Below are 22421 nucleotides of genomic sequence, written 5' to 3' on the forward strand. Positions count from 1 at the left end.
CCATGATGCTGGACGAATCAGCTGACGGACCTACCCGAGCAGCGCCGCCGCCGCGGCCAGGGTGAACAGCGACAGCGTGGTGGTCACCACCACCGCCCGGTTGGCCACCGCCTCGCCGACGCCGTACTCCTGGCTGAAGATGAACGTGTTCTGCGCTGTCGGCAGGCCCGCGCACAGCACCACGGCGAGCAACTGCGGCGCGGACAGGTGCAGGGCCAGCCCGGCCGCGTACGCGATGACCGGCTGTGCGACGAGCTTCAGCGCGGTGATCACGGCCAGCGCGGCCGGCTCGGCCCGCGACGGCACCGTGCGGTGCATCGACGCGCCGAGCGCGACCAGAGCGGCCGGTACCGCGGCGCCCGACAGCAGGGTGAGCGACGCGCCGGCCGTCGACGGGAGATGCAGGCCGGCAGCCGAGAACGCGACACCGAGCAGCGACGCCAGGATCACAGGGTTGCGTACCGGCAGGGAGGCGATGCGGCGGACCCGTACCCGCCCGGCCGGGTCGCTGTGCCGGTCCAGGGCGACCAGGATCACGGGCGTCACCACCAGCACCTGAAGCAGTACCACCTCCGCCAGGAACGACACGTTGCCGAGAACCTGCGTGGCGATCGGGATGCCCAGGTTCGCCGAGTTCACGTACCCGGCGGCCATGCCCCAGATCGGCCGTTCGCCGGGCTCGCGACCGAACAGCCAGCTCGCGCCGACCCACCCGAACCCGACGACCGCGGCCGTGCTCACCCCAAAGGCGAGCAGCGAGCGGCCGGCGAACCCGGAAAGCGGCATCCGGGACAGGGCTAGGAACAGGGCGGCCGGCATCGCAAGATGGAACACGAACCGGCCGAGCACCGACGCCACCGCCTCGCCCAGCAGGCCCCAACGACAGGCCGCGTAGCCGACCGCGGTAAGGATCCAGATCGGTGCGAACGCCGACACCAAGCTCATACGGGCGTCACCGGCGGGCGGGCGCCGCGCCGGCTCAGGGACTGGCGGGCGTCCAGGGCGGACGAGTCGAGAAACCCGGCGACGATCTCCATCTGGGCGAGGATGTCATCGACCTGCGCAGGGCGAGCAAGCCGCCGGGCAGCCGGGGTTGTCCACATGTACGTCGATCCGGAAGCCACGCGTCCAGCCTCGCATCCGTCGGGACCTAGAACATGGACCGGCAGCTCACGATCGGTCGGCGGCGCGGTGCGAGCCCGACCTACTGGGAGCAGGTTGGGAGCAGCGGGGGCGTGTACGTCTTAACATCGAGAGCAGCGGTCCGTAGCGCGGGTGCGGCGGTCCTCGCGATGACCGGGCGTGCAGTCCTCCGCAGCGGTGGCACGGAGAAGGCGGGACAGTGGCGGTCGAGCAGTTCGGTTCATTGGTGGAGGCTGGCGTCACGATGCGGCGCTATGGGGGTGCCGATGACATTGCCGGCGTCCAGGCCGTCCGTGCCGAGGTGCACCGGGCCGACGGCGATCTCTGGCTGCCCGGCCCCGATACCAGCGACGACCCCAACGGCGTACACCCGTTCTGTCTGATCGCCCAAGCCGACTCGGGGCGAACTGTCGGCTTCACCTGGATGGACTGGTGGTCCGAAGTTGCCGATACCCGGGTCTACCTGCTGAGTGGATGTGTGGAACCAGCATGGCGCCGACGGGGCATCGGCAGCGCCATGCTGCGGTGGCAGGAGGCACAAGCCATCGAGTTCGACGGCAGCAGGCCGGTCGGCGGCCGAAGCGTCTTCGGCGCGAACGTGGGCGAGCACCAACCGGGCAATCTGGCAATGCTGACAGCTCACGGCTACCGGGTCGCGTTCACGGCCGTTGAAATGGACCACGACCTGAACGGTCTACCGGACGGCGACATTCGGCTGCCGGAAGGGCTCACCCAGCGTCCGGTCGAGGCTGCCCACCACCCCCAGATCCACCAGGTGATCGAGGAGTGCTTCGCGGGAACACGCGACGGCTACCGGCCCAGGACCTACGAGGAGTACCTCCGCGACGTCCAGGACATCGACATCTGGTGCGTCGTCTGGGCGGGGAATTACATCGCGGCGGTCGTGGTGAACGAGTTGCAGGCCGACGGCAGCGCCCTGACGCCGTGGGTTGCCGTAGGCACCGCGTGGCGCAGGCGGGGCGTCGGTCTTGCGGTGATGAGGCGCACGCTCCGCATTTTGGCGGAAGCGGGAGTTTCGACGGCCCGACTCAGCACGGTCGCGGAGAATCCGAACAACAGCGTTCGGTTGTATGAGAAGGCGGGATACCGGGTGACCGCTTGGCAACCCCGTTACCGCAAACCAGTCGAGGCGTGCCGGCAGCTTGACCTGGCACTGCCTGCCCCGTTGCGAGAGTGAACCGGTCGGCGCGGGGAAGGCCATGCCAGGGACTGCTACGCGATGCTGGCCGTGCTCGGTGATCAGGCGTCGGTGGTGACGGTCACCGGTGACCGGCTAGGGTTCCGGGATGTTCCGCGCCGTCGTGTTGATCGCTGCTGTGGTGCTCGCCGCGGATCAGCTCACCAAGTACTGGGCCGAGTCCGCGCTCTCCGGCGGGCAGACCATCACCGTTCTCGGTGACCTGCTGCAACTGCGACTCGTGTACAACCCGGGCGCCGCCTTCTCGATCGGGTCCGCGTACACCTGGATCTTCGCGGTGTTCGCGGCGGCGGCGGTGGTCGCGGTGACGGTCGTGGCGCGGCGGGTCACGTCGCGCGCCTGGGCGGTGGCGTTGGGCCTGGTGCTCGGCGGCGCGGCGACGCACCTGCTGGACCGCCTCTTCCGGGAGCCGGGGTTCGCCCGCGGGCACGTGGTGGACTTCATCGACTACGCCGGGTTCTTCGTCGGCAACGTCGCGGACATCGCCCTGGTGGTCGGCGTGGGCATCGTCATGCTGCTCAACGTGCGCGACATTCCGTTGCGCGCGACGGCGGGCGAGACCCGCACTGACGAGCAGGTGCCGTCGTCAGGCTCCTGAGCCGATCAGGACGACCTCCAGCCGGCGCGGGCCGTGCACTCCCTCGACGCGGTTGAGTTCGATGTCGCTGGTTGCGGACGGGCCGGAGATCCAGGTCTGTGGCGCGCGTGGGTCCAGCCGGGTCAACGCCTCCGGCAGCAGACCGACGACCTGGTCGGTGCGGACGACGCAGATGTGCCGGTCGGGCACCAGGGTGAGCGCGCGCCGCCCCTGCGCCGGGCCGGCGTCGAGGATGATGGTGCCGGTGTCGGCCACCGCCACGGCGCAGCCGGTCAGGACCGCGTCCAGGCCGTCGAGCGCGGCCGGTGACAGCGGGGGTGTGTCGCGGTGCAGCTCTCCGGCGTAGCCCGCCAGCCATTCGGCGGGGACGTCGGTGGGGACGGCGAGTCGGTCGATCCCACTGAGCAGGCGGGGTAGGGCGTCGATCCCATTGTGGACGACAGCCCGGTAGTCCTCCAGGCGGTCGATCAGGGCCGCGATCAGGTCGGCGCGGTCGTCGACCCGGCGGTACCGGCGGGGCACCTGCACCGGTGGTGGGCTGTCGGCCAGGGCCGTACGGAGCCGCGCCAGGATCTCGTCACGTGCGCTCACTGCTTACCCCACCATTCCCGGAAGGTCTGCGGCGCGGGCAGCGGCAGGTCTCGCGACCGGGTCCACGCCGACGCGGGCCAGGGCAGTCGCCGCAGCGTCCGAGCGCCGGTGCGCCGCTCACGGTACGCCCCGAGCGGCCCCGCGCCGGTCCGGGCCAGGCGCAGGGCGGCTGCCCAGCGCCGAGGGCTGCGCATCACCCAGGCCAGGACGCGCATGGTAGCCCGTTCGGCCGGCGGGTGCGGTGCCTGCTGGCGGAGGTGGACCAGGATCTCCGGAATGTTGATCTTCACGGGGCACACGTCGTAGCAGGCGCCGCAGAGGGTCGACGCGTACGGCAGCGAGGCATTGTCGGCCACGCCGGTGAGCTGCGGCGACAGGATCGCCCCGATCGGCCCCGGATACACCGAGCCGTACGCGTGCCCGCCGGCCCGCTCGTACACCGGGCAGACGTTGAGGCACGCGGAGCAGCGGATGCAGGACAGTGCCGGCCGCCCGACCGGGTCGGCGAGCACCGCGGAGCGGCCATTGTCGACGAGCACGACGTGCACGTCCTGCGGGCCGTCGCCGGGGGTGACGCCGGTCCACATCGAGGTGTACGGGTTCATCCGCTCCCCGGTCGAGGATCGGGGCAGCAGTTGCAGGAAGACCTCCAGGTCGGTGAAGGTCGGCAGCAGCTTTTCGACGCCGACGACGCTGATCAGCGTCTCGGGGAGGGTGAGGCACATGCGCCCGTTGCCCTCGGACTCCACCACCACGAGCGTGCCGGTGTCGGCGACGGCGAAGTTCGCGCCGGAGACGGCGACCCGGGCCGAGAGGAAACGTCGCCGCAGGTGGGCGCGGGCCGCCTCGGCCAGCGCGGCCGGTTCGTCGCTCAGGTCGGCCGGTGCGTCGGCCATGCGACGCTGGAAGATCTCCCGGATCTGGGCCCGGTTGTAGTGGATCGCCGGCACCAGGATGTGCGAAGGGGTGTCCTCACCGAGCTGCACGATCAGTTCCGCGAGGTCGGTCTCGTACGCGGCGATCCCGGCGGCCTCCAGCGCCTCGTTGAGCTCGATCTCCTGGGTCGCCATCGACTTGACCTTCACGACCTCGTCAGCCCCGGCGGCCCGGGTCAACGCGACAACGATCCGGCACGCCTCGGCCGCGTCACGGGCCCAGTGCACTGTGGCGCCAGCAGCGGTGGCGGACGCCTCGAACTGCTCGAGCAGCTCCGGCAGGCGACGTTGGACGTCCGCCTTGATCGCCGAGCCGGCGTCCCGCAGGGCCTCCCAGTCGGGCACCTCGTCGACGACCCGGGCTCGTTTGGCCCGGATGGTGCGGGTGGCCCGGTGCAGGTTGGCCCGCAGCTGCGTGTCGGCGACGGCCGGCTTGGCGGCGGTGGGGAACGGCAGCGGCGTGCGGATCCGCCCGCTCCCGGTGGCGGGCGCGACCGGTTGGCTCATGAGGTGGCTCCCGTCTCGGCGAGAATCTCGGCGTAGTGCACGGCCCGTACGCCGGAGCGGTGGCGGTCGAGGCCGCCGCCGATGTGCGCCAGGCAGGAGTTGTCGGCCGCGGCGAGCACCCGCGCGCCGGTGTCGCGGACCCGGGCGCACTTGTCGGTGAGCATCGCGGTGGAGACGTCCGGGTTCTTCAGGGCGAACGTGCCGCCGAAACCACAGCACTCCTCGGCGTCGCCCAGCTCGACCAGCTTGATCCCGCGTACCTGGCGCAGCAGGGTCAGCGGCCGGTCGCCGAGGCGCAGCATCCGCAGGCCGTGGCAGGTGGGGTGGTAGGTGACCGTCTCCGGGAACTCGGCGCCGACGTCGGTGACGCCGAGGACGTCGACGAGCAGTTCGGACAGCTCGTACGTGCGGGCGGCCACCGAGGTGGCGGGCGGGTGCAGGCGCGGGTACTGGTCGCGGATCATCGCGGTGCACGACCCGGACGGCGCGACGATGGCGTCGTAGGAGTCGAAGACGTCGACGTAGTTGCGCACCATCGGCATGGCCTCGGCCCGGTAACCAGTGTTGGCGTGCATCTGCCCGCAACAGGTCTGGTCGGCCGGAAAGTCGACGGTGTGGCCGAGTCGCCGCAGGATGCGGGTGACAGCGATGCCGGTGGCCGGGAACGCGAGGTCGTTGACGCAGGTGATGAAGAGGGCGATCCGCATGGCGGCTCCTCGGATCTGTGGGGGTGGGTCACGCCGAGTCGCGCGGTGTTCCGGGGGTGGGGAGCTGGTCGAAGGCGGGCAGGTGGCGCTCCCGGGCGGCGCTGAGGTGGGCGCGCATCGCCTGGGTGGCGGCTGCCGCGTCGCCCGCGACGATGGCGGCGGCGATGCGTTGGTGCTCGGTGTTGGTGTCCGGCGCGCCGGCGACCGGGAAGTACAGCCGGTGCAGGTGCAGGTGTGAGTGCAGCCTCGTGATGGTGTCCCGCAGCAGGGGGCTGCCGGAGACCTCCGCGATCAGGTCGTGGAACTTCGCGTCCAGCGCGGTGAAGGCCGCGTGTCGGCGATAGCCGTCGCCGGCCTCCACGTCGATGCTCGCCGCCGCCTCGATGCTGATCCGTTGGCGCGCTTCGGCGGAGGCGTGCGTGGCGGCCCGTCCGGCGGTGGCGCCCTCCAGCAGTTGGCGGACGTCGAACAGGTCGTCGAACTCGGCGCGGCTCAGCAGCGGTGTGGTGGTGTAGCCGGAGAGCGGGCGTTTACGGACCAGGCCGTCGGCCTCCAGCCGGGCGAGGGCCTCGCGGACCGGGGTGGGGGAGACGTCCAGCTCCCGGGCGAGCGCGTCGATGTTGACCCGTTCGCCCGGGGGAAGGATGTGGTCCATGACGAGCGTCTTTATCGACTCGTAGACGTCCTCGGTGAGGGTGAGTCGACGGGCGGGACGGAGTCGACCCTCGCGAGGTTCCTGCTGGGCCATCTCGTCTCCTCAGCAACCCCTTGACTGTGCCGGTGTGAGCGAGTACACACTAGCAAAGCAACATCCTATAGGAAATAGGTTCCTCCGCCACCGTCTCGCCACCACCACCCCCGAGGAGACGAACATGTCGCGCAGAATGCTGTCCCGAATCGGCTCCGGCCTGACCGTCGTGGCCCTCGCCACGACCACTGTGGCCTGCACGAAGAAGAGCGACACCGCCGACGCCGAAGCCGGTGGCCGGGAACCGGCGCAGGTCAAGGTCGCGCTCGTGCCCGGCGGCTCGCACCCGTACTTCCAGCCCTGGAAGGACGCCGGGGCCAAGGCCAAGACGGAGCTGGCTCTCGGCGACGTCACCTTCAACGAGACCGCGGGCTGGGACCAGACCAAGCAGAACGACGTGCTCAAGTCCCTGGCAGCGCAGGGCTACAACGCCTTCGGCGTCTTCGGCGTCTCACCGGACAACATCAACTCGACCTTCGAGGACCTCAAGCGGCAGGGCTTCCCCGTCGGCTCGCTGGCCTCCTGCCCGGCCGGGGCCAACAAGGCCGACTTCTGCCTCTCCACGGACGTGGAGGTCGCCGCCTACAAGGGCGCCAAGGCCGCCATCGACGCGATGGGCGGTCAGGGCAACCTGGTGCACCTGACCGGGAACAAGGTCGACTCCAACACCCAGCGCCGGATCGCGGGCGTGGAGAAGGCGGTCGCCGAAACCGGTGGCAAGGTAACACTGCTCCAGAGCGTCACCGACATCGACAAGGATCTGCAGAGCGCGCAGAGGGCAGTGGCCGACCTCCTCGCCGCGAAGGGCCGCCAGATCCAGGCGATCGTGAACACCGCCTACAACCCGGCGGTCGCCTCGGCCGAGGGCGTCCGCCAGTCGAAGCTGCCCATCAAGGTCATCGCCATCGACGACGACCCGACGGTCCTCGACGGGCTGCGCGGCGGCTCGGTGGCCGCCACCGTCCTGCAGAACCCGGTCGGTCAGGCCCAGGTCGGCTCGTACGCCCTGATGAAGCTCAGCGGCGGCTGCACCATGGCCGAACCCGGAGTGACAATCGACTCGGGCTCGTTCGTGGTGACCACTGACAACCTGGACGGCTACGAGGCCGACCGCACCTCCGCCACCGAGGCGCTGCGGAAGAAGTTCGACGGCGACCTGCTCAAGTGCAGCTGATGTCGACCATCACCAGGGCCGAGGCGTACCTCGTCGACATTCCCGTCGAGACCGTCCGCACCGACGCGGTACAGGCGTTCCTCAAGCAGGAGACGCTCTTCGTCGAGGTGCGCACGGCCGACGGCGGGCACGGCACGGGGTACGCGTACACGATCGGGACCGGCGGCACGGCGGTGCTCGCACTGCTGCGCGACTACCTGCTGCCGCACCTGGTCGGCCGAGATGCCGCCCGGGTGGAGGCGGTCTGGAGGGACCTGCACGCCGCCACCCGCGCCACAGCGGTCGGAGCCATCACCTCGTTGGCGCTCGCCGCGATCGACACCGCGCTGTGGGACCTGCGCGCCCGTGCCGCCGGCCTGCCGCTGTGGGTGCTCGCCGGCGGCGCGAAGGACCGCATCCCGTTGTACGACACCGAGGGTGGCTGGCTGCACCTCACCGAGGACGAGCTGGTCGCCGGCGCGAAGGCGTCCCAGGCGGCCGGCTGGCCCGGCGTCAAGCTGAAGGTCGGCAAGCCCAACCCGGCCGAGGACGCCGCTCGCATCGGCGCGGTCCGGGCGGCCCTCGGCGACGACTTCGACGTGATGGTCGACGCCAATCAGTCGCTGACCGCCGCCGAGGCGATCCGCCGGGCCCGGCTGCTCGAACCGCACCAGCTCGCCTGGTTCGAGGAGCCGCTGCCCGCCGATGACGTCGCCGGGCACGAGCTGCTGGCCCGCGCCACGAGCATCCCGGTGGCGGTGGGGGAGTCGATGTACTCGATCGGCCAGTTCGCCGAGTACCTACGCCGGCAGGCGGCCGGCGTCGTCCAGGTCGACGTCGCGCGCATCGGTGGCATCACCCCGTGGCTGAAGGTGGCCCACCTGGCCGAGGCGTGCAACGTGGTGGTCTGCCCGCACTTCCTGATGGAACTGCACGTGAGCCTCTGCGCGGCCGTGCCGAACAGCCGCTACGTCGAGCACATCCCGCAACTGCGCGCGATCACCCGGACCGAGATCGCGATCGTCGACGGCCACGCGCTCGCCCCCGCCGAGCCGGGCCTCGGCATCGACTGGGACCGCGACGCGATCGAGGACAGGAGGGTGGCGTGAAGACGGAAACAGCGCCGGAGGCGCCGGCGGTGCCTCCGGCCGCGGAGCCAAGGCCGCCGGCCAGGGCCCTGCCGGTCTGGGCGAACCCCCGGCTCGGGCTGCTCATCGTCATCGCCGTGCTGGTCGGCCTCTTCTCGTCGCTCACCCCCGCGTTCCTCGACCCCCGCCTCACCCTGGCACCGCTACAGGCCGACATCAGCGTGTACGTCGTGGTCGGTCTCGCCCAGCTCGCCGTGCTCTCGCTCGGGCACATGAACATGGCAGTGGGCCGGATGGCCGCGCTGTCCACCTTCGCGATGGGCCTGGCGTACGACCGGCTCGGCGTCCCACTGCTGGTCGGACTGCTCGTGGGTCTCGCCGTCGGGGCGGGCATCGGCGCGCTCGCCGGCCTGCTCATCGCCAAGACCGGTGTGAACTCCTTCGTGGTCACCCTCGCGCTCGACTTCGGGCTGCTGGGCCTGGTCACGATCCTCTACACCTGGGCGACCGGCGGGGTGTCGTTCGCGGTGCAGCCGAGTGGGCTGTCCGCCCTGCGCTTCGACACCTTCGCCGACTACTGCATGGGTGAGGTCTGCGGGCCCCGGATCCCGCTGGTCGTGCCGATCGCGGTCGCCGCGGCGCTCGGTGTCGGGTTGCTGTTCCGGCACGCCCGGCTGGGCCGGGAGATCCTGATGACCGGCTCCAACACGGTCGCCGCCGAGCTGTCCGGCATCCCCACGCACCGCCGGGTCGTCGCCGCGCACGCGTTGAGCGGGCTGCTCGCCGCACTGGCCGGGTTCCTGCTCGCCGCCAACAACGGCGCCTTCTCCGCCAACATCGGGGAGTCGTTCCTGCTGCCGTCGTTCCTGGCCCCGGTGCTCGGTGGGACGCTGCTCGCCGGTGGTGCGGTCAGCGTCCTCGGCACCGCGCTCGGCGCGACCCTCACCCAGGTCATCTACAAGGGCCTCAACCTACTCCAGTTCTCCCTGGAGGAGCTGAAGCTCTACATCGGACTCGTGCTGCTCGCGGCGCTGTCGCTGGACCGGCTACGGGCCGTGCTCGCCGAGCGAAGGGCGGTGTCATCATCATGAGGAGCGTGATCCGGACCAACGAGTTCACCCTCGCGGTGATCGCGGCGCTCGGGTTCGCGGCACTCGCTGTCGCCACCGACTTCAACCTGCTCACCGCCGGCACCCTGGACGCCTTCCTGCGTTTCCTCGCCCTGCCGATCGTCATCGGCCTGGCCCAGATGGTGGTGCTCGCCGTCGGTCAGATGAACCTCTCGGTGGGCGTGCTCACCGGCTTCTGTGCGGTGGCCTCGGGCTGGCTGATGGTCGACGCCGGGCTGCCCGCCCCGGTCGCGGTGCTCGCCGCGCTGGCCCTCGGCGCCGTCGTCGGACTGGTCAACGGCCTGTTGGTGATCTTCACCCGGATCAACGGGTTCATCGTCACCCTCGCCACCATGACGATCCTCGAAGGGCTGCGGTACGGGGTGAACGGCACCGGCACCTATCAGGGCTACTCGCCCGGCCTGCGCGAGTTCGGGCAGGCGTCAGTGGCCGGAGTACCAGTGGTCTTCCTGCTGGCGGTCGCGGTCGCCGTCGCGGTCGCCCTCTTCTTCCGACGCACAGTGCCCGGACGGCACCTGCTCGCCTCCGGCGGCAACCCGTTCGCCGCCCGGCTGTCGGGCATCTCCAACGACCGGGCGCTGGTGCTGGCCCACACCCTGTCGGGGCTGCTGGCCGGCTTCGCCGCGGTGATCGTGGTGGCCGCCTTCGGCTCGGTGAACGCCTCGATCGGCGACGACCTGCTGCTGCCCAGCTTCGCCGCGCCGATCATCGGCGGGGTGGCCCTGGCCGGCGGCATGATCAGCGTGACCGGCACGGTGCTCGCCGCCTTCCTCGTTCGGCTGGTCGACGTCAGCCAGTCGCAGTTCGACATCAACCGACGGTGGGTGGACCTCATCATCGGCGCGGTCGTCCTCGGCGCGGTGCTGCTCGGTCAGTTCCGCGACAAGCTCTCCGGAGGTCCACGATGAGCGTCGTGCTGTCCGCCGAGAAACTGGTCAAGACGTTCCCAGGGGTACGCGCCCTGGACGAGGCGACGCTGACCCTGACCGCCGGCAGCGTGCACGCGCTGCTCGGCGAGAACGGCGCCGGCAAGAGCACCCTGATCAAGATCCTGACCGGGGTGTACCGACCGGACGGTGGGCAGTTGCGGCTGCCCGGGCCCGACGGCGAGCTGCGCGCGGTGCAGCTGGGCAACCCGCAGGACGCCCAGCGGGCCGGCATCGGTGTCGTGCACCAGGAGCGGAACCTGATCCCGGCGTTCAGCGTCGCCGAGAACATCTGCCTGCAACACCTGCCCCGCCGCGCCGGCCTGCTCGACCGGGCGGCGCTGCGTACCGAGGCCCGTCGTTGCCTCGACCTGCTCGACCTTGACCTGGACCCCGACCTGCCGGTGTCGCGGCTGTCGGTGGCCCAGCTGCAACTGGTGGAGATCGCCAAGGCGTTGTCGGCGGACTCGACAGTGCTGCTGCTCGACGAACCGACCGCGTCGCTGACCAACGACGAGGCCGACCGGCTCTACGGCATCGTGCGTCGGCTGTCCGAGCGGGGTCATGCCACCGTGCTGGTCAGCCACAAGCTGGAGGAGGTCTTCGCGGTCGCCGACACGGTGACAGTGCTGCGCGACGGGCGCAGCGTCGCCGAGGCGGAACCCCTCGCCGACCACACCCGCGAGGAGATCGTCGACCTGATGGTCGGCCGGGCGTACCAGCAGGTGCACCTCGCCGCCCGGACCGTCGCGGCGGACGTCGAACCGGCGCTGGCCCTCGATGCCGTCGCCACCACCGCCGGCCACCACGACGTCAGCCTCGCCGTCCGCCCCGGTGAGATCGTCGGCCTGTACGGGTTGGTCGGTGCGGGCCGCAGCGAGCTGGCCAAGGCGCTGCTCGGTCTCGACCGGATCACCGCGGGGGAGGTGCGGGTACACGGCCGTCCGGCTCAGATCCGGGACGTGGGCGATGCCCTGCACCGGTACCGGATCGGCTACGTCACCGAGAACCGCAAGGAGGAGGGCCTCTTCCTCGACCAGACCGTGGCCCGCAACACGGCGGTGACGGTGTGGCGCAAGTTGGCCCGGCTGGGACTGGTCCGCGACCGCTCCGAGCGGCTGCTGGTCGACGAGTACGCCGATCGGCTGGGCATCCGACTCGCCTCGCCCGACCAGCACGCCGGTCAGCTCTCCGGCGGCAACCAGCAGAAGGTCAGCCTGGCCAAGTGGCTGGCGGCCGACTGCGACGTGCTCATCATCGACGAGCCCACCGTCGGCATCGACGTGCGCACCAAGGCCGCCTTCCACGAGTTGATCGCCGGCCTGGCCGCGCGCGGAATGGCTATCCTGCTGATCTCGTCGGACCTGCCGGAGATGGTCACCCTCGCCGACCGGATCGCGGTGATGCGGGAGTTCGCCATTGTTGGTGAACTGGACAACGACCACGACTACGACCGGATGAGTCAGTCGGTGATCCGGTTCATCCATGACGGGCAGGGGGTCGTTGCGTGAAGGCCACCGAACCAGTGACCCTGGGGCGTACCGACGTGGCGGTGACCCGGCTCGGGCTGGGGCTCGCCCCGATCGGTGGAATGTTCGACGCCGTTGGTGACGAGGTGGCCCACGCCACCGTCGAGGCGGCCTGGGATCTCGGGCTCCGATATTTCGACACTGCCCCGCTCTACGGCTGCGGCCTCTCCGAGCGGCGCGCCGGGGCGGTCCTCGCCGGCAAGCCGCGCGACGCGTTCACCCTCTCCACCAAGGTGGGCCGGCTGCTCGTCCCCGACGGTGGTGACCGGCAGGAGTTCTGGGCCGAGCCGGCCGACCTCACGCCGCAGTTCGACTTCTCCGCCTCCGGAGTACGTCGTTCCCACACGGAGAGCCTGGCCCGGTTGGGGCTGGACCGGATCGACATCGCGCACATCCACGACCCCGACGACCACCTCGCCGAGGCGGTCGCCGGGGCGTACCCGGCGTTGGCCCAGTTGCGGGAGGCCGGCGAGATCGGCGCGGTCAGCGCCGGGATGAACCAGGCCCCGGCGCTGGTCGAGCTGGCCCACGCGGGCGACTTCGACTGCTTCATGCTCGCCGGCCGGTACACGCTGCTCGACCAGTCCGGCCTCCACGAGCTGCTGCCGCTGGCTCATGCGAAGGGGATCGCGATCATCGCCGCCGGCATCTACAACTCGGGCCTGCTTGCCGACCCGACACCGGGCGCCCACTACGACTACGCCCCGGCCGCGCAGGGGCTGCTGGACCGGGCCACCGCGATCCGGTCGGTGTGCGAGCGGCACGGCGTGCCACTGCGGGCCGCGGCGATCCAGTTTCCGCTCGGGCACCCGGCCGTCGCCAGCGTGGTGGTCGGCGCCCGGGACCCGGAGCAGATCGCCGACAACGTGGCGATGTTCGAGTGGGACGTGCCCGGCGCCCTCTGGGCCGATCTCAAGGCCGAGGGTCTGCTGCCGAGCGAGGTGCCGACGCCGTGATCATCGACGCGCACCACCACCTGTGGACCGCCGACTACCAGTGGCTGGCCGCACCGGGTCTGGAGGCGATCCGGCGCGACTACACCATCGCCGACCTCGTACCCCAGCTGAACGAGGCCGGGGTGACAGCCACCGTGCTGGTCGAGGCGGGCCGCTGCGACGCCGAGGAGACCGCCGAGTTCCTGGCAAACGCCGCGATCACGCCCCGGATCGCCGGCGTGGTCGGCTGGACGTCGCTCACCGACCCGGCGATCGCCGCCACCCTCGCCGGCTACCGCGAGCTGCCCGGCGCGACGAAGCTGGTCGGGCTCCGCGACCAGGTGCAGGGCGTCGCCGACCCCGGGCACCTGGCCCGCTCCGACGTCCGTGCCGCCCTCGCGGCGATCGGGGCCGCCGGCCTCACCTTCGACCTGGTCGTCCACGTCGGACAGCTGACCGGCTGCGCCGAGGCCGCGCGGGCCACGCCGGGCACCACCTTCGTCCTCGACCACCTGGGCAAGCCGAGGATCGCCGCCGCCGGCCTCGCCGAGTGGCGCACGGCGGTACGCGACCTGGCCGGCTGCGACAACGTCGTCGCGAAGCTCTCCGGGCTGCTCACCGAGGCCGGCCCCGGGTGGCGGGTGGCCGACATCCGGCCGTACGTCGACATCGTGCTGGAGCTGTTCGGCCCGCACCGGCTGATGGCCGGCTCGGACTGGCCCGTCTGCGACCTCGTCGCCTCGTACGCCGAGGCGTGGACGGCGATCGACGCCAGCCTGGGGGAGCTGTCGGCCACCGAGCGGGCAGACGTCCTGGCCGGCACGGCAATTCGTACCTATGCACTGGAGGTTGGTTCGTGAGACTCATGCGTGTCGGGCCCGTGGGGCGGGAACGTCCCGTTCTGTACGTCGATGGGCGGCACTTCGACCTCTCGCCGCTCACCGCCGACATCGACGGCGAGTTCCTCGCCGGCGACGGCGTCCGGCGGGTCCGCGAGGCCACCGACCTGCCCGAGATCGACGTCACCGGTCAGCGGGTCGGCGCACCGATCGCCCGGCCCGGCGTGGTGCTCTGCGTGGGGCAGAACTACGCGGCGCACGCCGCCGAGTCGGGCGCGGCGCCACCGACCGATCCGATCATCTTCTACAAGGCGCCCAACACCGTCGTCGGCCCGTACGACGAGGTCCTGATCCCGCGCGGATCGACGAAGACCGACTGGGAGGTGGAGTTGGCGGTGGTGATCGGCCGGACGGCCCGCTACCTCGCCTCACCGGCCGACGCCCTCGGGCACATCGCCGGGTACGTGCTGTCCAACGACGTCTCCGAGCGGGACTTCCAACTCGCGGTCTCCGGCGGCCAGTGGTCGAAGGGCAAGTCCTGCGAGACGTTCCAACCGCTCGGCCCGTGGCTGGTCACCGCCGACGAGATCGGCGACCCGCAGGCACTGCGGCTGCGCTCCTGGGTCAACGGCGAGCCCCGCCAGGATTCCAGCACCAAAGACATGATCTTCGACGTGGCGTACCTGATCTGGCACCTGTCCCAGTACACGGTCCTGGACCCGGGTGACGTCATCAACACCGGCACCCCGCAGGGGGTGGCGCTCTCCGGCCGGTTCCCGTACCTGGCCGTCGGCGACGTGATGGAGGTCGAGATCGACGGCCTCGGCCGGCAGCGCAACACGCTCCGGGACGCCTGATGGCGGTGATCACCTCGGTCGACACGTACGACGTCCGGTTCCCGACCTCGCGGGACCTCGACGGCTCCGACGCGATGAACCCCGACCCCGACTACTCGGCCGCGTACCTGGTGTTGAGCACCGACGACGGCCCGGACGGGCACGGATTCACCTTCACCATCGGGCGGGGCAACGACGTCTGCCGGGCGGCCATCGACGCGCTGGTGCCGTACGTGGTCGGCCTCGACCCGGACACCGTGGACCTCGGTGCGTTCGCCCGCTCGCTCACCCAGGACTCGCAGCTGCGCTGGCTCGGCCCGGAGAAGGGCGTGATGCACCTGGCTGCCGCAGCGGTCATCAACGCGATGTGGGACCTGGTCGCCAAGAGAGCGGGCAAGCCGGTCTGGCGCTACCTGGCTGACCTCAGCCCCGAGCAGATCGTCGACCTGGTCGACTGGCGATACCTCACCGACGCCCTCACTCCCGACGAGGCGCTGGAGATCCTGCGCGCCGCCGAGCCGGGCCGGGCCGACCGGATCGCCCGGCTGACCGAGCAGGGCTACCCCGCGTACACCACGTCACCCGGCTGGCTCGGCTACTCCGACGACAAGGTGGTCCGGCTGGCCCGGCAGGCCGTGGCCGACGGGTTCACGCAGATCAAGCTGAAGGTGGGCGCGGACGCCGCCGACGACGTGCGCCGCCTGAAGATCGCCCGCGAGGCGGTCGGCCCGCAGATCCGGATCGCGCTCGACGCCAACCAGCGCTGGGACGTCGCCGAGGCGGTCGAGCGGATGCGGGAGCTGGCGCCGTACGACCCGTGGTGGATCGAGGAGCCGACCAGCCCCGACGACGTGCTCGCCCACGCGGCGATCCGTTCCGCCCTGGCCACCAGCGCACCCGACGGCGGGCCGATCCGGGTCGCCACCGGCGAGCACGTCGCGAACCGGGTCGTGTTCAAACAGCTGCTCCAGGCCGACGCCGTCGACGTCGTGCAGATCGACGCGTGCCGGGTGGCGGGCGTGAACGAGAACGTCGCCATCCTGCTGCTGGCCGTGAAGTACGGGGTGCCGGTATGCCCGCACGCCGGGGGAGTCGGCCTGTGCGAGCTGGTGCAACACCTGTCGATGTTCGACTTCGTGGCGGTGTCCGGTTCGATGCGACACCGGGTCGTCGAGTACGTCGACCACCTGCACGAGCACTTCGTCGACCCGGTGGTGATCAAGGACGGGCACTACATGGTGCCCAGCGCCCCGGGGTTCTCCGCCGCGATGCGTCCGGAGAGCCTCGCCAACTACGCGTACCCGGACGGGCCGGCATGGGTCTGACGAACCTCGACACGCACTACCGCACGGCCTCGTCGACGGCGGTGCGTCACCTCAGCGGACCACTCGGAAGGGGAAAGCAGCATGCGGTGTGACGGCCTCGTGGCGGTGGTGACCGGAGGCGGGTCGGGGATCGGGCTTGCCTGCGTGCGGGCGTTCGCCGCCGCCGGTGCCCGGGTGGGTGTCCTGGACCTGGAACTGGCCGGGTTGCCGGAGGATCCCGGCGTACTCGGCGTCCGGGCGGACGTGGCCGAACGGTCCTCCCTCAGCGCGGCCGTCGCCTCGGTCGCGGAGGCGTTTGGCGGCATCGACATCCTGGTGAACAACGCCGGCATCTCGGCCGTGGGCACCGTGGAGGAGGACGACGACGAGCAGTGGAGCCGGGTACTCGACGTCAACGTCTCCGGCGTGGCCCGAACCAGCGCCGTCGCCCTGCCGTACCTGCGCCGGTCGTCGTCCGCCGCGATCGTCAACATCTCCTCGATCGCGGCGACCGTCGGCCTGCCCAAACGCGCCCTGTACTCGGCCTCGAAGGGCGCCGTGCACGCCCTCACCCTCGCCATGGCCGCCGACCTGGTGACCGAGGGTGTCCGGGTCAACTGTGTCGCCCCCGGCACCGTCGACACGCCCTGGGTGGCCCGCCTGCTCGCCGGCGCGGCCGACCCGACCGCCGAGAAGCGGCAGTTGGCCGCCCGGCAGCCGACCGGCCGCCTGGTGACCGCCGACGAGGTGGCCGCCGCCGTCGTCTACCTCGCCTCGCCCGCGACCGGGTCGGTGACCGGTTCGTCGCTGCCGGTGGACGGCGGCATGTCCGGCCTGCGCCTACCCGCCCGGGTCCCGCCCGCGGTCGATACTGCCGAACCGGGCGCGTGACATGATTGCGCCATGGGGAAACAGCAGGACGTCGGCGAGGCCGACAGTCACAGCGGGTCCGGCACCACCGCCCACCGTCCGATCGGTGGCAGCGCTGACGCTCGGCTCGCGCTCGCTCAGGACCCCACAACGCCACAAATGACCCTTATCGACCTGGCGTCCGATCCGTCGGCCCTGGTCCGCAAGGCGGTCGCCGCACGGGCCGACGCACCCGCCCAGGCCCTGCGACCGCTCACCCGCGACCATGATCGTCAGGTCCGGGAGGCCGTGGCGCGAAACCCCTCCACCTCGATCGCCAACCTCATGCGCCTGGTCAAGGATGCCGACCGGTGGGTCCGCTGGGCGGTCGCCGGCAACCCGGCCTGTGACGAGTCGATCCGCCAGGTCATGTCGCAGACCTCGGACAAGGAGCTTCGCGGTCTCCTCGCGGAGAGTCGTGAGCTGGAGCCGGAGTTGGCCGCCAGGCTCATCGACGACGTGTCACCCGAGGTACGGGAACGACTCGCCACGCACACCCACGACCCCGACGTGATCACCGCCCTGCTGGCCGATCGCACCGCGCGCGTACGCAAGGGGGTTGCCCGCAACCCGCGGACCACCGCCGAGCAGCGCAGCGCGCTCGCCGCGGACCCGGTGGTCGACGTTCGTGCCGCGCTGGTGCGGGCCGTCGAGCTGAACGAGGCGGACCTGGCCCTGCTGGTCGACGACCGCGCGGTGCAGGTCCGACTGGCTATGGCGACGTCCGAGTTCGTTCCGCCGCACATCCGGCAGGCGCTCGCCCGCGACGCCGACGAGATGGTGGCCAGCGCGGCACGGGACTACCGCCCCGGCGCCGGCAACGCCTCTGCCGTGCGGGCGCCCCGCATCGCGCACCGGCCCTCCGCCGCCGGCGCGGGCCGATCGGGCGGCACCGCCCAGTAGGACCACGCTCGCGCGTGGGACCACGCTCGCGCGTCACCGCTCCGCCGAGCGGCGGATGCGCCCGCGAGCGTGATGACTCATAGGCATCATGATGCCTGTGAGTCATCACGCTGGTCGCGGGGCGTCCGCCCCACGACGACGACTGTGCGGGTTGGTGAGGCCAGCTGCCGTCGGTGGCTGTCGGATCAGTACGGCCGCCGGATCCCTCGCTCCGAAAGCGTCGCTTGGTAGAAGGCTCCTCGCTCATCTGAGCATGATCCCAGCACCGCTCACCACCTCGATCAGATCCGAGTGATGAGTTGTCGCGTCCGCGCCCGTCATACCTACGACAGGACATGACGAGGCGGAAGGATGACGTGATGAGTGCGGACACGCGGCTGGAGGAGCTGGGCGTGAGCGGTCTGGGCGAGGTCGACGAGCCGGAGTTCTCGGGGCTGGCGCAACGGCACCGGCGGGAACTGCACGTGCACTGCTACCGGATGCTCGGGTCGTTCGAGGACGCCGAGGACACCGTGCAGGAGACGTTCCTGCGGGCCTGGCGGCGGCGGGAGACGTTCGAGGGGCGGTCGACGTTCCGGGCCTGGCTGTACCGGATCGCCACCAACGCCTGCCTGGACCTGCTCGCCAAGCGCCGCCCGGAGCCGGCGAGCGGTGGCGAGGTGCTGTGGTTGCAGCCCTACCCGGATCGGCTGCTCGACGAGCTGCCCGCGGGCGACGCGGACGAGCCGGAGACCGTCGCCGTCGCGCGGGAGACGATCGAGCTGGCGTACCTGGTCGCGGTCCAGCACCTCGCGCCGCGTCCGCGGGCCGTGCTGATCCTGCGGGACGTGCTCGGCTGGCCGGCGAAGGACGTCGCGGAGCTGCTCGGGGACTCGGTCAACTCGGTCAACAGCGCCCTGCAGCGGGCTCGCGCCGGCATGCGGGAGCACCTGCCCGCCGAGCGGCAGGACTGGACCGGCGGCGAGGAGGACGCCGGCACGCGCGAGCTGGTGCGCCGCTTCACCGACGCCAGCGTGGCCACGAACGTCGACGTGCTCGCCGGCATGCTGCGGGACGACGTCCGCTACTCGATGCCGCCCACGCCGGGCCTGTACGTCGGCCGCGACGCTGTGGTGAACAGCTGGGTCGAGGATGGCTTCGATGGCATGACGGGCCTGCGCGCGGTCCCCACCTCGGTGAACCGCCAGCCCGCCGTCGCCTTCTACCACTGGCGCAAGCAGGAGGGCGCGTACCTGCCGTTGACGATCGACGTCCTGCGCATCACCGGCGGCAAAATCACCGAGGTCTTCATCTTCCACGACGACCAGTTCCCGCGGCTCGGGCTGCCGGAGCGCCTGCCGGCGGACGGCACGGAGTAGTCCAATGTGGACGCTCACGCTGCGCGGTGGCGCGCGTGCCGCGGTGGTTCCGGCGGAGTGGTACGACGCGTTTGGAGTGGTCACCCGTGGGCGGGTGCAGCTGGAGCTGCGCGACGGGGAGCCCGGGCCGGTCCTCGGACGCGATGCCGGGTTCTGGCTGCGCGGCACCGGCGTCCGCGCGCTGCGCAACCCCGGCCGTCGCACGGCGAGAGTGCGTGTCTTCACGCCCGGGGCCGTCACACACCAGTCAACACATCCGGTACGCCAGCCTCACGATGAGGGAGACGCCATGAACAGCACGAAGGACACCGAGATCGTCGCCGGCCCGGCATCGGGCCGACGGGGCTCCACCCACCGATTCCGCGGACTCGCCGGCACCGGCGTGATCGCCACGCTCGCGGCGAGCATGTCCACCACCGTCGCCGCGGCGCTGGCCCGGGTCGCTGGCGTCGACTTCGAGATCCCCGATGGTGGCGAGACAATTCCGTTGTCCGGGGTCGCCGTGGTGACCGGCTTCTTCTCGGTCGTGGGCGTGGTCATCGCCGTGGCTCTTCTCCGGTGGAGTGCTCGGCCCGCCGACCGGTTCGTCTGGACCGCGGTGGCGCTGACCGCGCTCTCACTGGTCCCGGCCCTCGTCTCCGGGGCGAACGCGGCCACCATCGCCGCTCTCCTCGGGCTGCACCTCGTCGCCGCAGCGGTGATGATCCCCGTCCTGGCACGGAGCCTGCGTACCAGGACCGACTGACGGATGACGACAGGAGGGCCGGCCCGACGGGCCGGCCCTCCTGGGGACTACGGGACCTACTCGGCTTTGCTTCGGTCGGGTAGAGCGGTCTGCTCCCACAGCGACTTCATCTCGTCGAAGGCCTGCTCCATCAGCTGCACCATCGCCTGCCGGGCCCGCTCACCGTCGCGCCGCTGGATCGCCTGGGCGACGTCGGCGTGCATCTGGAGGGCCTGCTCATGCGGGTGGTGCGGCATGAGGTGGTGCTTGTGCCGGCCGGTGAGCACCTCCGCGACCAGTTCCTGGAGACGGACGAACATCTCGTTGCCGGAGGCGAGCAGGACGCGCCGGTGAAACTCGATGTCGAGGTGCAGGAACCGCTCCTCGTCGCCGGCCTCGCCGGCGGCCCACATCTTCGCCGCCAGCCCGACGAGGTCGCTCGCCTCGTCACGGCCGATCCGGCTGGCGGCCAGGTAGGCCGCGTGCGGCTCGACGGCGGTGCGCAGCTCGGTGATCGAGCGGAGCTGGGCCATCCGGCCGGCCGAGGCGAGGCGCCAGCGGATCACCTGCGGGTCGAACACGTTCCACGCGCTCGCCGGTCGGATCAGCACACCTACCCGTCGGCGCGCCTCGATGAATCCGATCGAGGCCAGCACCCGTAGCACCTCGCGGACGACCGAGCGGGACACGGCGTACCGGTCGACCAGCTCGTCGATGTTGAGGACCGATCCGGGTGGCAGCTCACCGCCGCAGATGGCGGTGCCGAGGTGTTCGAGGACGCGCGCGTGCAGCCCGGATTCGGCGGGGGAGGCCGGAACGGCTGCAACCTCTGTTGAGGACGGTTCCACTCAAAGATCATATCATTTGCATCTACCTCTTGAAGTAGTCAGCTTTTTCGGCCTAGCATCCCGATGTTAAGCGGATGTAACGCCGAGGTAGCGGCTCTCTCGGGGGCGGCGGCCACGACAGAAGGAGAGACAAGCGTGCGACGTCGACCGATAATCGGCACTTCTCTGGCTGTGGTCGTCGCCATGAGCCTGGCCGCCTGCGGCGGCGATGGCGGCGGCGAGGACTCGAAGACCGTCCGCGTGACACTGGTCAACCACGTGTGGACAGAGAACATCAAGAAGGTCCTGCCGGAGTTCGAGAAGCAGTCCGGCCTCACTGTCGAAGTCACCCAGCTCGGTGAGGACCAGCTCTCCGACCAGTACAACGTCAAGCTGAACGCCGGGTCCGACGACCTCGACGTGATGATGTACCGGCCCCTGCAGGAGGGGAAGCTGTTCGGCAAGAACAAGTACCTCGCCGACCTGAGCGAGAGGGTCAAGTCCGACAGCGCCTTCGAGATCGGCGACTTCCAGGCCGGGCCGATGCAGGCGACGACCTATGAGGACAACATTGTCGGGCTGCCGATCATCACCGAGCAGGAGGTTCTGTACTACCGCAAGGACCTGCTGACGAAGTCCGGCTTCACCGCGCCGCCCAAGACCCTCGACGAGCTCAAGGCGCAGGCCGCGAAGATCGAGGCCGACAACCCGGGCGTCGCCGGCTTCGTCGCTCGTACCGGCAAGGCCGCCGCCGTCACGCAGTTCTCCAGCTTCCTCTTCAGTTTCGGCGGCGACTTCGTGGACGCCAGCGGAAAGGCCACTGTCAACACCGAGCAGGCCAAGCAGGCGTACGCCTACTACGGCGGGCTGCTCAGGGACCACGGCCCGGAGAACATCAGCACCGACATGAGCTGGTCGGAGGCGATGGCGATCTTCACGCAGGGCAAGGCCGCCTTCTACACCGAGGCCAACTCGCTCTACAAGAACGCCACAGACCCGACCAAGTCCAAGGTCGTCGACTCCGTCGGCTTCGCCGCCTTCCCGGCCGGCCCGGCCGGATCGAAGCCGTACAACATCCCGTCCTGGGCGCTCGGTGTGAACGACAGCTCGGAGAACAAGGACAACGCCTGGAAGTTCATCCAGTGGGCCGCCGGCAAGGAGCAGGCGCTGGCGCAGCAGACGGCCGGCGTACCCGGTGCCCGCACCTCGGTCTGGGCGAACCCGGCGGGTACCGCCTCCTACCCGAAGGACCTCGCCGAGGCCAACACGGTCAGCACCGCCAACGGGGTCGGGCACGACCGTCCGCTGGTGGTCAAGGTGGCCCAGGCACGGGAGATCGTCGGCCAGCCGATCGTGGACGCGATCACCGGCAAGGACGCGGCCAGCTCGGCGGACACGGCGAACGCGGCGTTCCAGAAGTTCCTCGACGACGAGGCGAAGTAACCCACGCGCCGGGCGGCGGGGCCGACCGGCTCCGCCGCCTCGCCGGGACCTGACCCCTCCAACCCGGAG

At 70.8% G+C, this 22421-nt stretch carries 23 protein-coding genes; 16 read left to right on the plus strand and 7 right to left on the minus strand.

What is annotated here, in order from left to right; translation table 11 throughout:
- Positions 1–30: 30 nt before the first annotated feature.
- Both OH804_RS07800 and OH804_RS07805 read right to left on the minus strand, forming a co-directional pair.
- Entirely contained in the window at positions 31–945 is a 915-nt protein-coding gene (locus tag OH804_RS07800) for an AEC family transporter (protein ID WP_406063886.1), read from the minus strand.
- Positions 942–1124: a hypothetical protein gene (locus OH804_RS07805; protein ID WP_406063888.1), complete on the minus strand. Its 183-nt coding sequence runs from the start codon at positions 1122–1124 to the stop codon at positions 942–944. Before OH804_RS07805 ends, OH804_RS07800 begins: the two co-directional genes overlap by 4 nt.
- A 218-nt stretch (positions 1125–1342) precedes the next feature.
- On the opposite strand from OH804_RS07805, the gene OH804_RS07810 reads away from it, so the two are divergent.
- Complete coding sequence (locus OH804_RS07810) at positions 1343–2341, plus strand: GNAT family N-acetyltransferase (protein WP_406063890.1); 999 nt, start codon at positions 1343–1345, stop codon at positions 2339–2341.
- 109 nt (positions 2342–2450) lie between these two features.
- The gene (locus tag OH804_RS07815) at positions 2451–2960 is read left to right on the plus strand and encodes a signal peptidase II (RefSeq protein WP_231392698.1); all 510 of its coding nucleotides are present in this window, start codon (positions 2451–2453) and stop codon (positions 2958–2960) included.
- Here OH804_RS07815 and OH804_RS07820 read toward each other — a convergent pair.
- From OH804_RS07820 to OH804_RS07835, 4 genes are read right to left on the minus strand one after another with little or no spacing between them, the layout of a single operon-like run.
- On the minus strand, positions 2949–3551 hold the full coding sequence (locus OH804_RS07820; protein WP_406063892.1) for a lactate utilization protein C: 603 nt from the start codon (positions 3549–3551) through the stop codon (positions 2949–2951). The genes OH804_RS07815 and OH804_RS07820 overlap by 12 nt on opposite strands.
- The gene (locus OH804_RS07825) at positions 3548–4993 is read right to left on the minus strand and encodes a LutB/LldF family L-lactate oxidation iron-sulfur protein (protein ID WP_406063894.1); all 1446 of its coding nucleotides are present in this window, start codon (positions 4991–4993) and stop codon (positions 3548–3550) included. Before OH804_RS07825 ends, OH804_RS07820 begins: the two co-directional genes overlap by 4 nt.
- Positions 4990–5700 (minus strand): (Fe-S)-binding protein, encoded by a 711-nt coding sequence (locus OH804_RS07830; protein ID WP_406063896.1) that lies wholly within the window; start codon positions 5698–5700, stop codon positions 4990–4992. Before OH804_RS07830 ends, OH804_RS07825 begins: the two co-directional genes overlap by 4 nt.
- Before the next feature lie 28 nt (positions 5701–5728).
- A complete protein-coding gene (locus tag OH804_RS07835) occupies positions 5729–6448 on the minus strand; it encodes a GntR family transcriptional regulator (RefSeq protein WP_196923756.1) in 720 nt (239 codons plus the stop codon).
- Between the two features lie 124 nt (positions 6449–6572).
- Between OH804_RS07835 and OH804_RS07840 the strand changes: the two genes are divergently transcribed.
- The 13 genes from OH804_RS07840 (at position 6573) to OH804_RS07900 (ending at position 20103) form a co-directional block, all read left to right on the plus strand.
- Complete coding sequence (locus OH804_RS07840) at positions 6573–7622, plus strand: sugar ABC transporter substrate-binding protein (protein ID WP_196923755.1); 1050 nt, start codon at positions 6573–6575, stop codon at positions 7620–7622.
- Positions 7622–8710 (plus strand): mandelate racemase/muconate lactonizing enzyme family protein, encoded by a 1089-nt coding sequence (locus OH804_RS07845; protein WP_196923754.1) that lies wholly within the window; start codon positions 7622–7624, stop codon positions 8708–8710. Before OH804_RS07840 ends, OH804_RS07845 begins: the two co-directional genes overlap by 1 nt.
- Complete coding sequence (locus OH804_RS07850) at positions 8707–9780, plus strand: ABC transporter permease (protein ID WP_406063899.1); 1074 nt, start codon at positions 8707–8709, stop codon at positions 9778–9780. Before OH804_RS07845 ends, OH804_RS07850 begins: the two co-directional genes overlap by 4 nt.
- A 5-nt stretch (positions 9781–9785) precedes the next feature.
- Positions 9786–10727 carry an ABC transporter permease gene (locus OH804_RS07855; protein WP_196923752.1) on the plus strand — a complete coding sequence of 314 codons (942 nt, stop codon included), beginning with the start codon at positions 9786–9788 and terminating at the stop codon, positions 10725–10727.
- On the plus strand, positions 10724–12256 hold the full coding sequence (locus tag OH804_RS07860) for a sugar ABC transporter ATP-binding protein (protein ID WP_196923751.1): 1533 nt from the start codon (positions 10724–10726) through the stop codon (positions 12254–12256). The genes OH804_RS07855 and OH804_RS07860 overlap by 4 nt, the downstream gene beginning before the upstream one ends.
- A complete protein-coding gene (locus tag OH804_RS07865) occupies positions 12253–13230 on the plus strand; it encodes an aldo/keto reductase (RefSeq protein ID WP_406063902.1) in 978 nt (325 codons plus the stop codon). Before OH804_RS07860 ends, OH804_RS07865 begins: the two co-directional genes overlap by 4 nt.
- Positions 13227–14069: an amidohydrolase family protein gene (locus OH804_RS07870; protein WP_406063904.1), complete on the plus strand. Its 843-nt coding sequence runs from the start codon at positions 13227–13229 to the stop codon at positions 14067–14069. The genes OH804_RS07865 and OH804_RS07870 overlap by 4 nt, the downstream gene beginning before the upstream one ends.
- Positions 14066–14905, plus strand: a complete 840-nt coding sequence (locus tag OH804_RS07875) for a fumarylacetoacetate hydrolase family protein (protein WP_406063906.1) — start codon at positions 14066–14068, stop codon at positions 14903–14905. Before OH804_RS07870 ends, OH804_RS07875 begins: the two co-directional genes overlap by 4 nt.
- Positions 14905–16209, plus strand: a complete 1305-nt coding sequence (locus tag OH804_RS07880) for an L-fuconate dehydratase (protein ID WP_406063908.1) — start codon at positions 14905–14907, stop codon at positions 16207–16209. The genes OH804_RS07875 and OH804_RS07880 overlap by 1 nt, the downstream gene beginning before the upstream one ends.
- An 81-nt stretch (positions 16210–16290) precedes the next feature.
- The gene (locus OH804_RS07885) at positions 16291–17079 is read left to right on the plus strand and encodes an SDR family NAD(P)-dependent oxidoreductase (protein WP_196923746.1); all 789 of its coding nucleotides are present in this window, start codon (positions 16291–16293) and stop codon (positions 17077–17079) included.
- Positions 17080–17091: 12 nt separating this feature from the next.
- The gene (locus tag OH804_RS07890; protein WP_406063910.1) at positions 17092–18000 is read left to right on the plus strand and encodes a hypothetical protein; all 909 of its coding nucleotides are present in this window, start codon (positions 17092–17094) and stop codon (positions 17998–18000) included.
- A gap of 359 nt (positions 18001–18359) precedes the next feature.
- Positions 18360–19358 (plus strand): RNA polymerase subunit sigma-70, encoded by a 999-nt coding sequence (locus OH804_RS07895; protein ID WP_196923743.1) that lies wholly within the window; start codon positions 18360–18362, stop codon positions 19356–19358.
- Between the two features lie 4 nt (positions 19359–19362).
- Positions 19363–20103, plus strand: coding sequence for a DUF6069 family protein (locus tag OH804_RS07900; RefSeq protein ID WP_406063913.1), 741 nt, complete (start codon positions 19363–19365; stop codon positions 20101–20103).
- 56 nt (positions 20104–20159) lie between these two features.
- On the opposite strand, the gene OH804_RS07905 is transcribed toward OH804_RS07900, so the two are convergent.
- Positions 20160–20930 carry a FadR/GntR family transcriptional regulator gene (locus tag OH804_RS07905; protein WP_406063915.1) on the minus strand — a complete coding sequence of 257 codons (771 nt, stop codon included), beginning with the start codon at positions 20928–20930 and terminating at the stop codon, positions 20160–20162.
- Between the two features lie 135 nt (positions 20931–21065).
- Between OH804_RS07905 and OH804_RS07910 the strand changes: the two genes are divergently transcribed.
- Entirely contained in the window at positions 21066–22352 is a 1287-nt protein-coding gene (locus OH804_RS07910) for an ABC transporter substrate-binding protein (protein WP_406063917.1), read from the plus strand.
- The last annotated feature ends 69 nt before the right edge of the window (positions 22353–22421 follow it).

It is taken from the genome of Micromonospora sp. NBC_00860 (assembly GCF_045207375.1).
GTDB lineage: Bacteria > Actinomycetota > Actinomycetes > Mycobacteriales > Micromonosporaceae > Micromonospora > Micromonospora vinacea.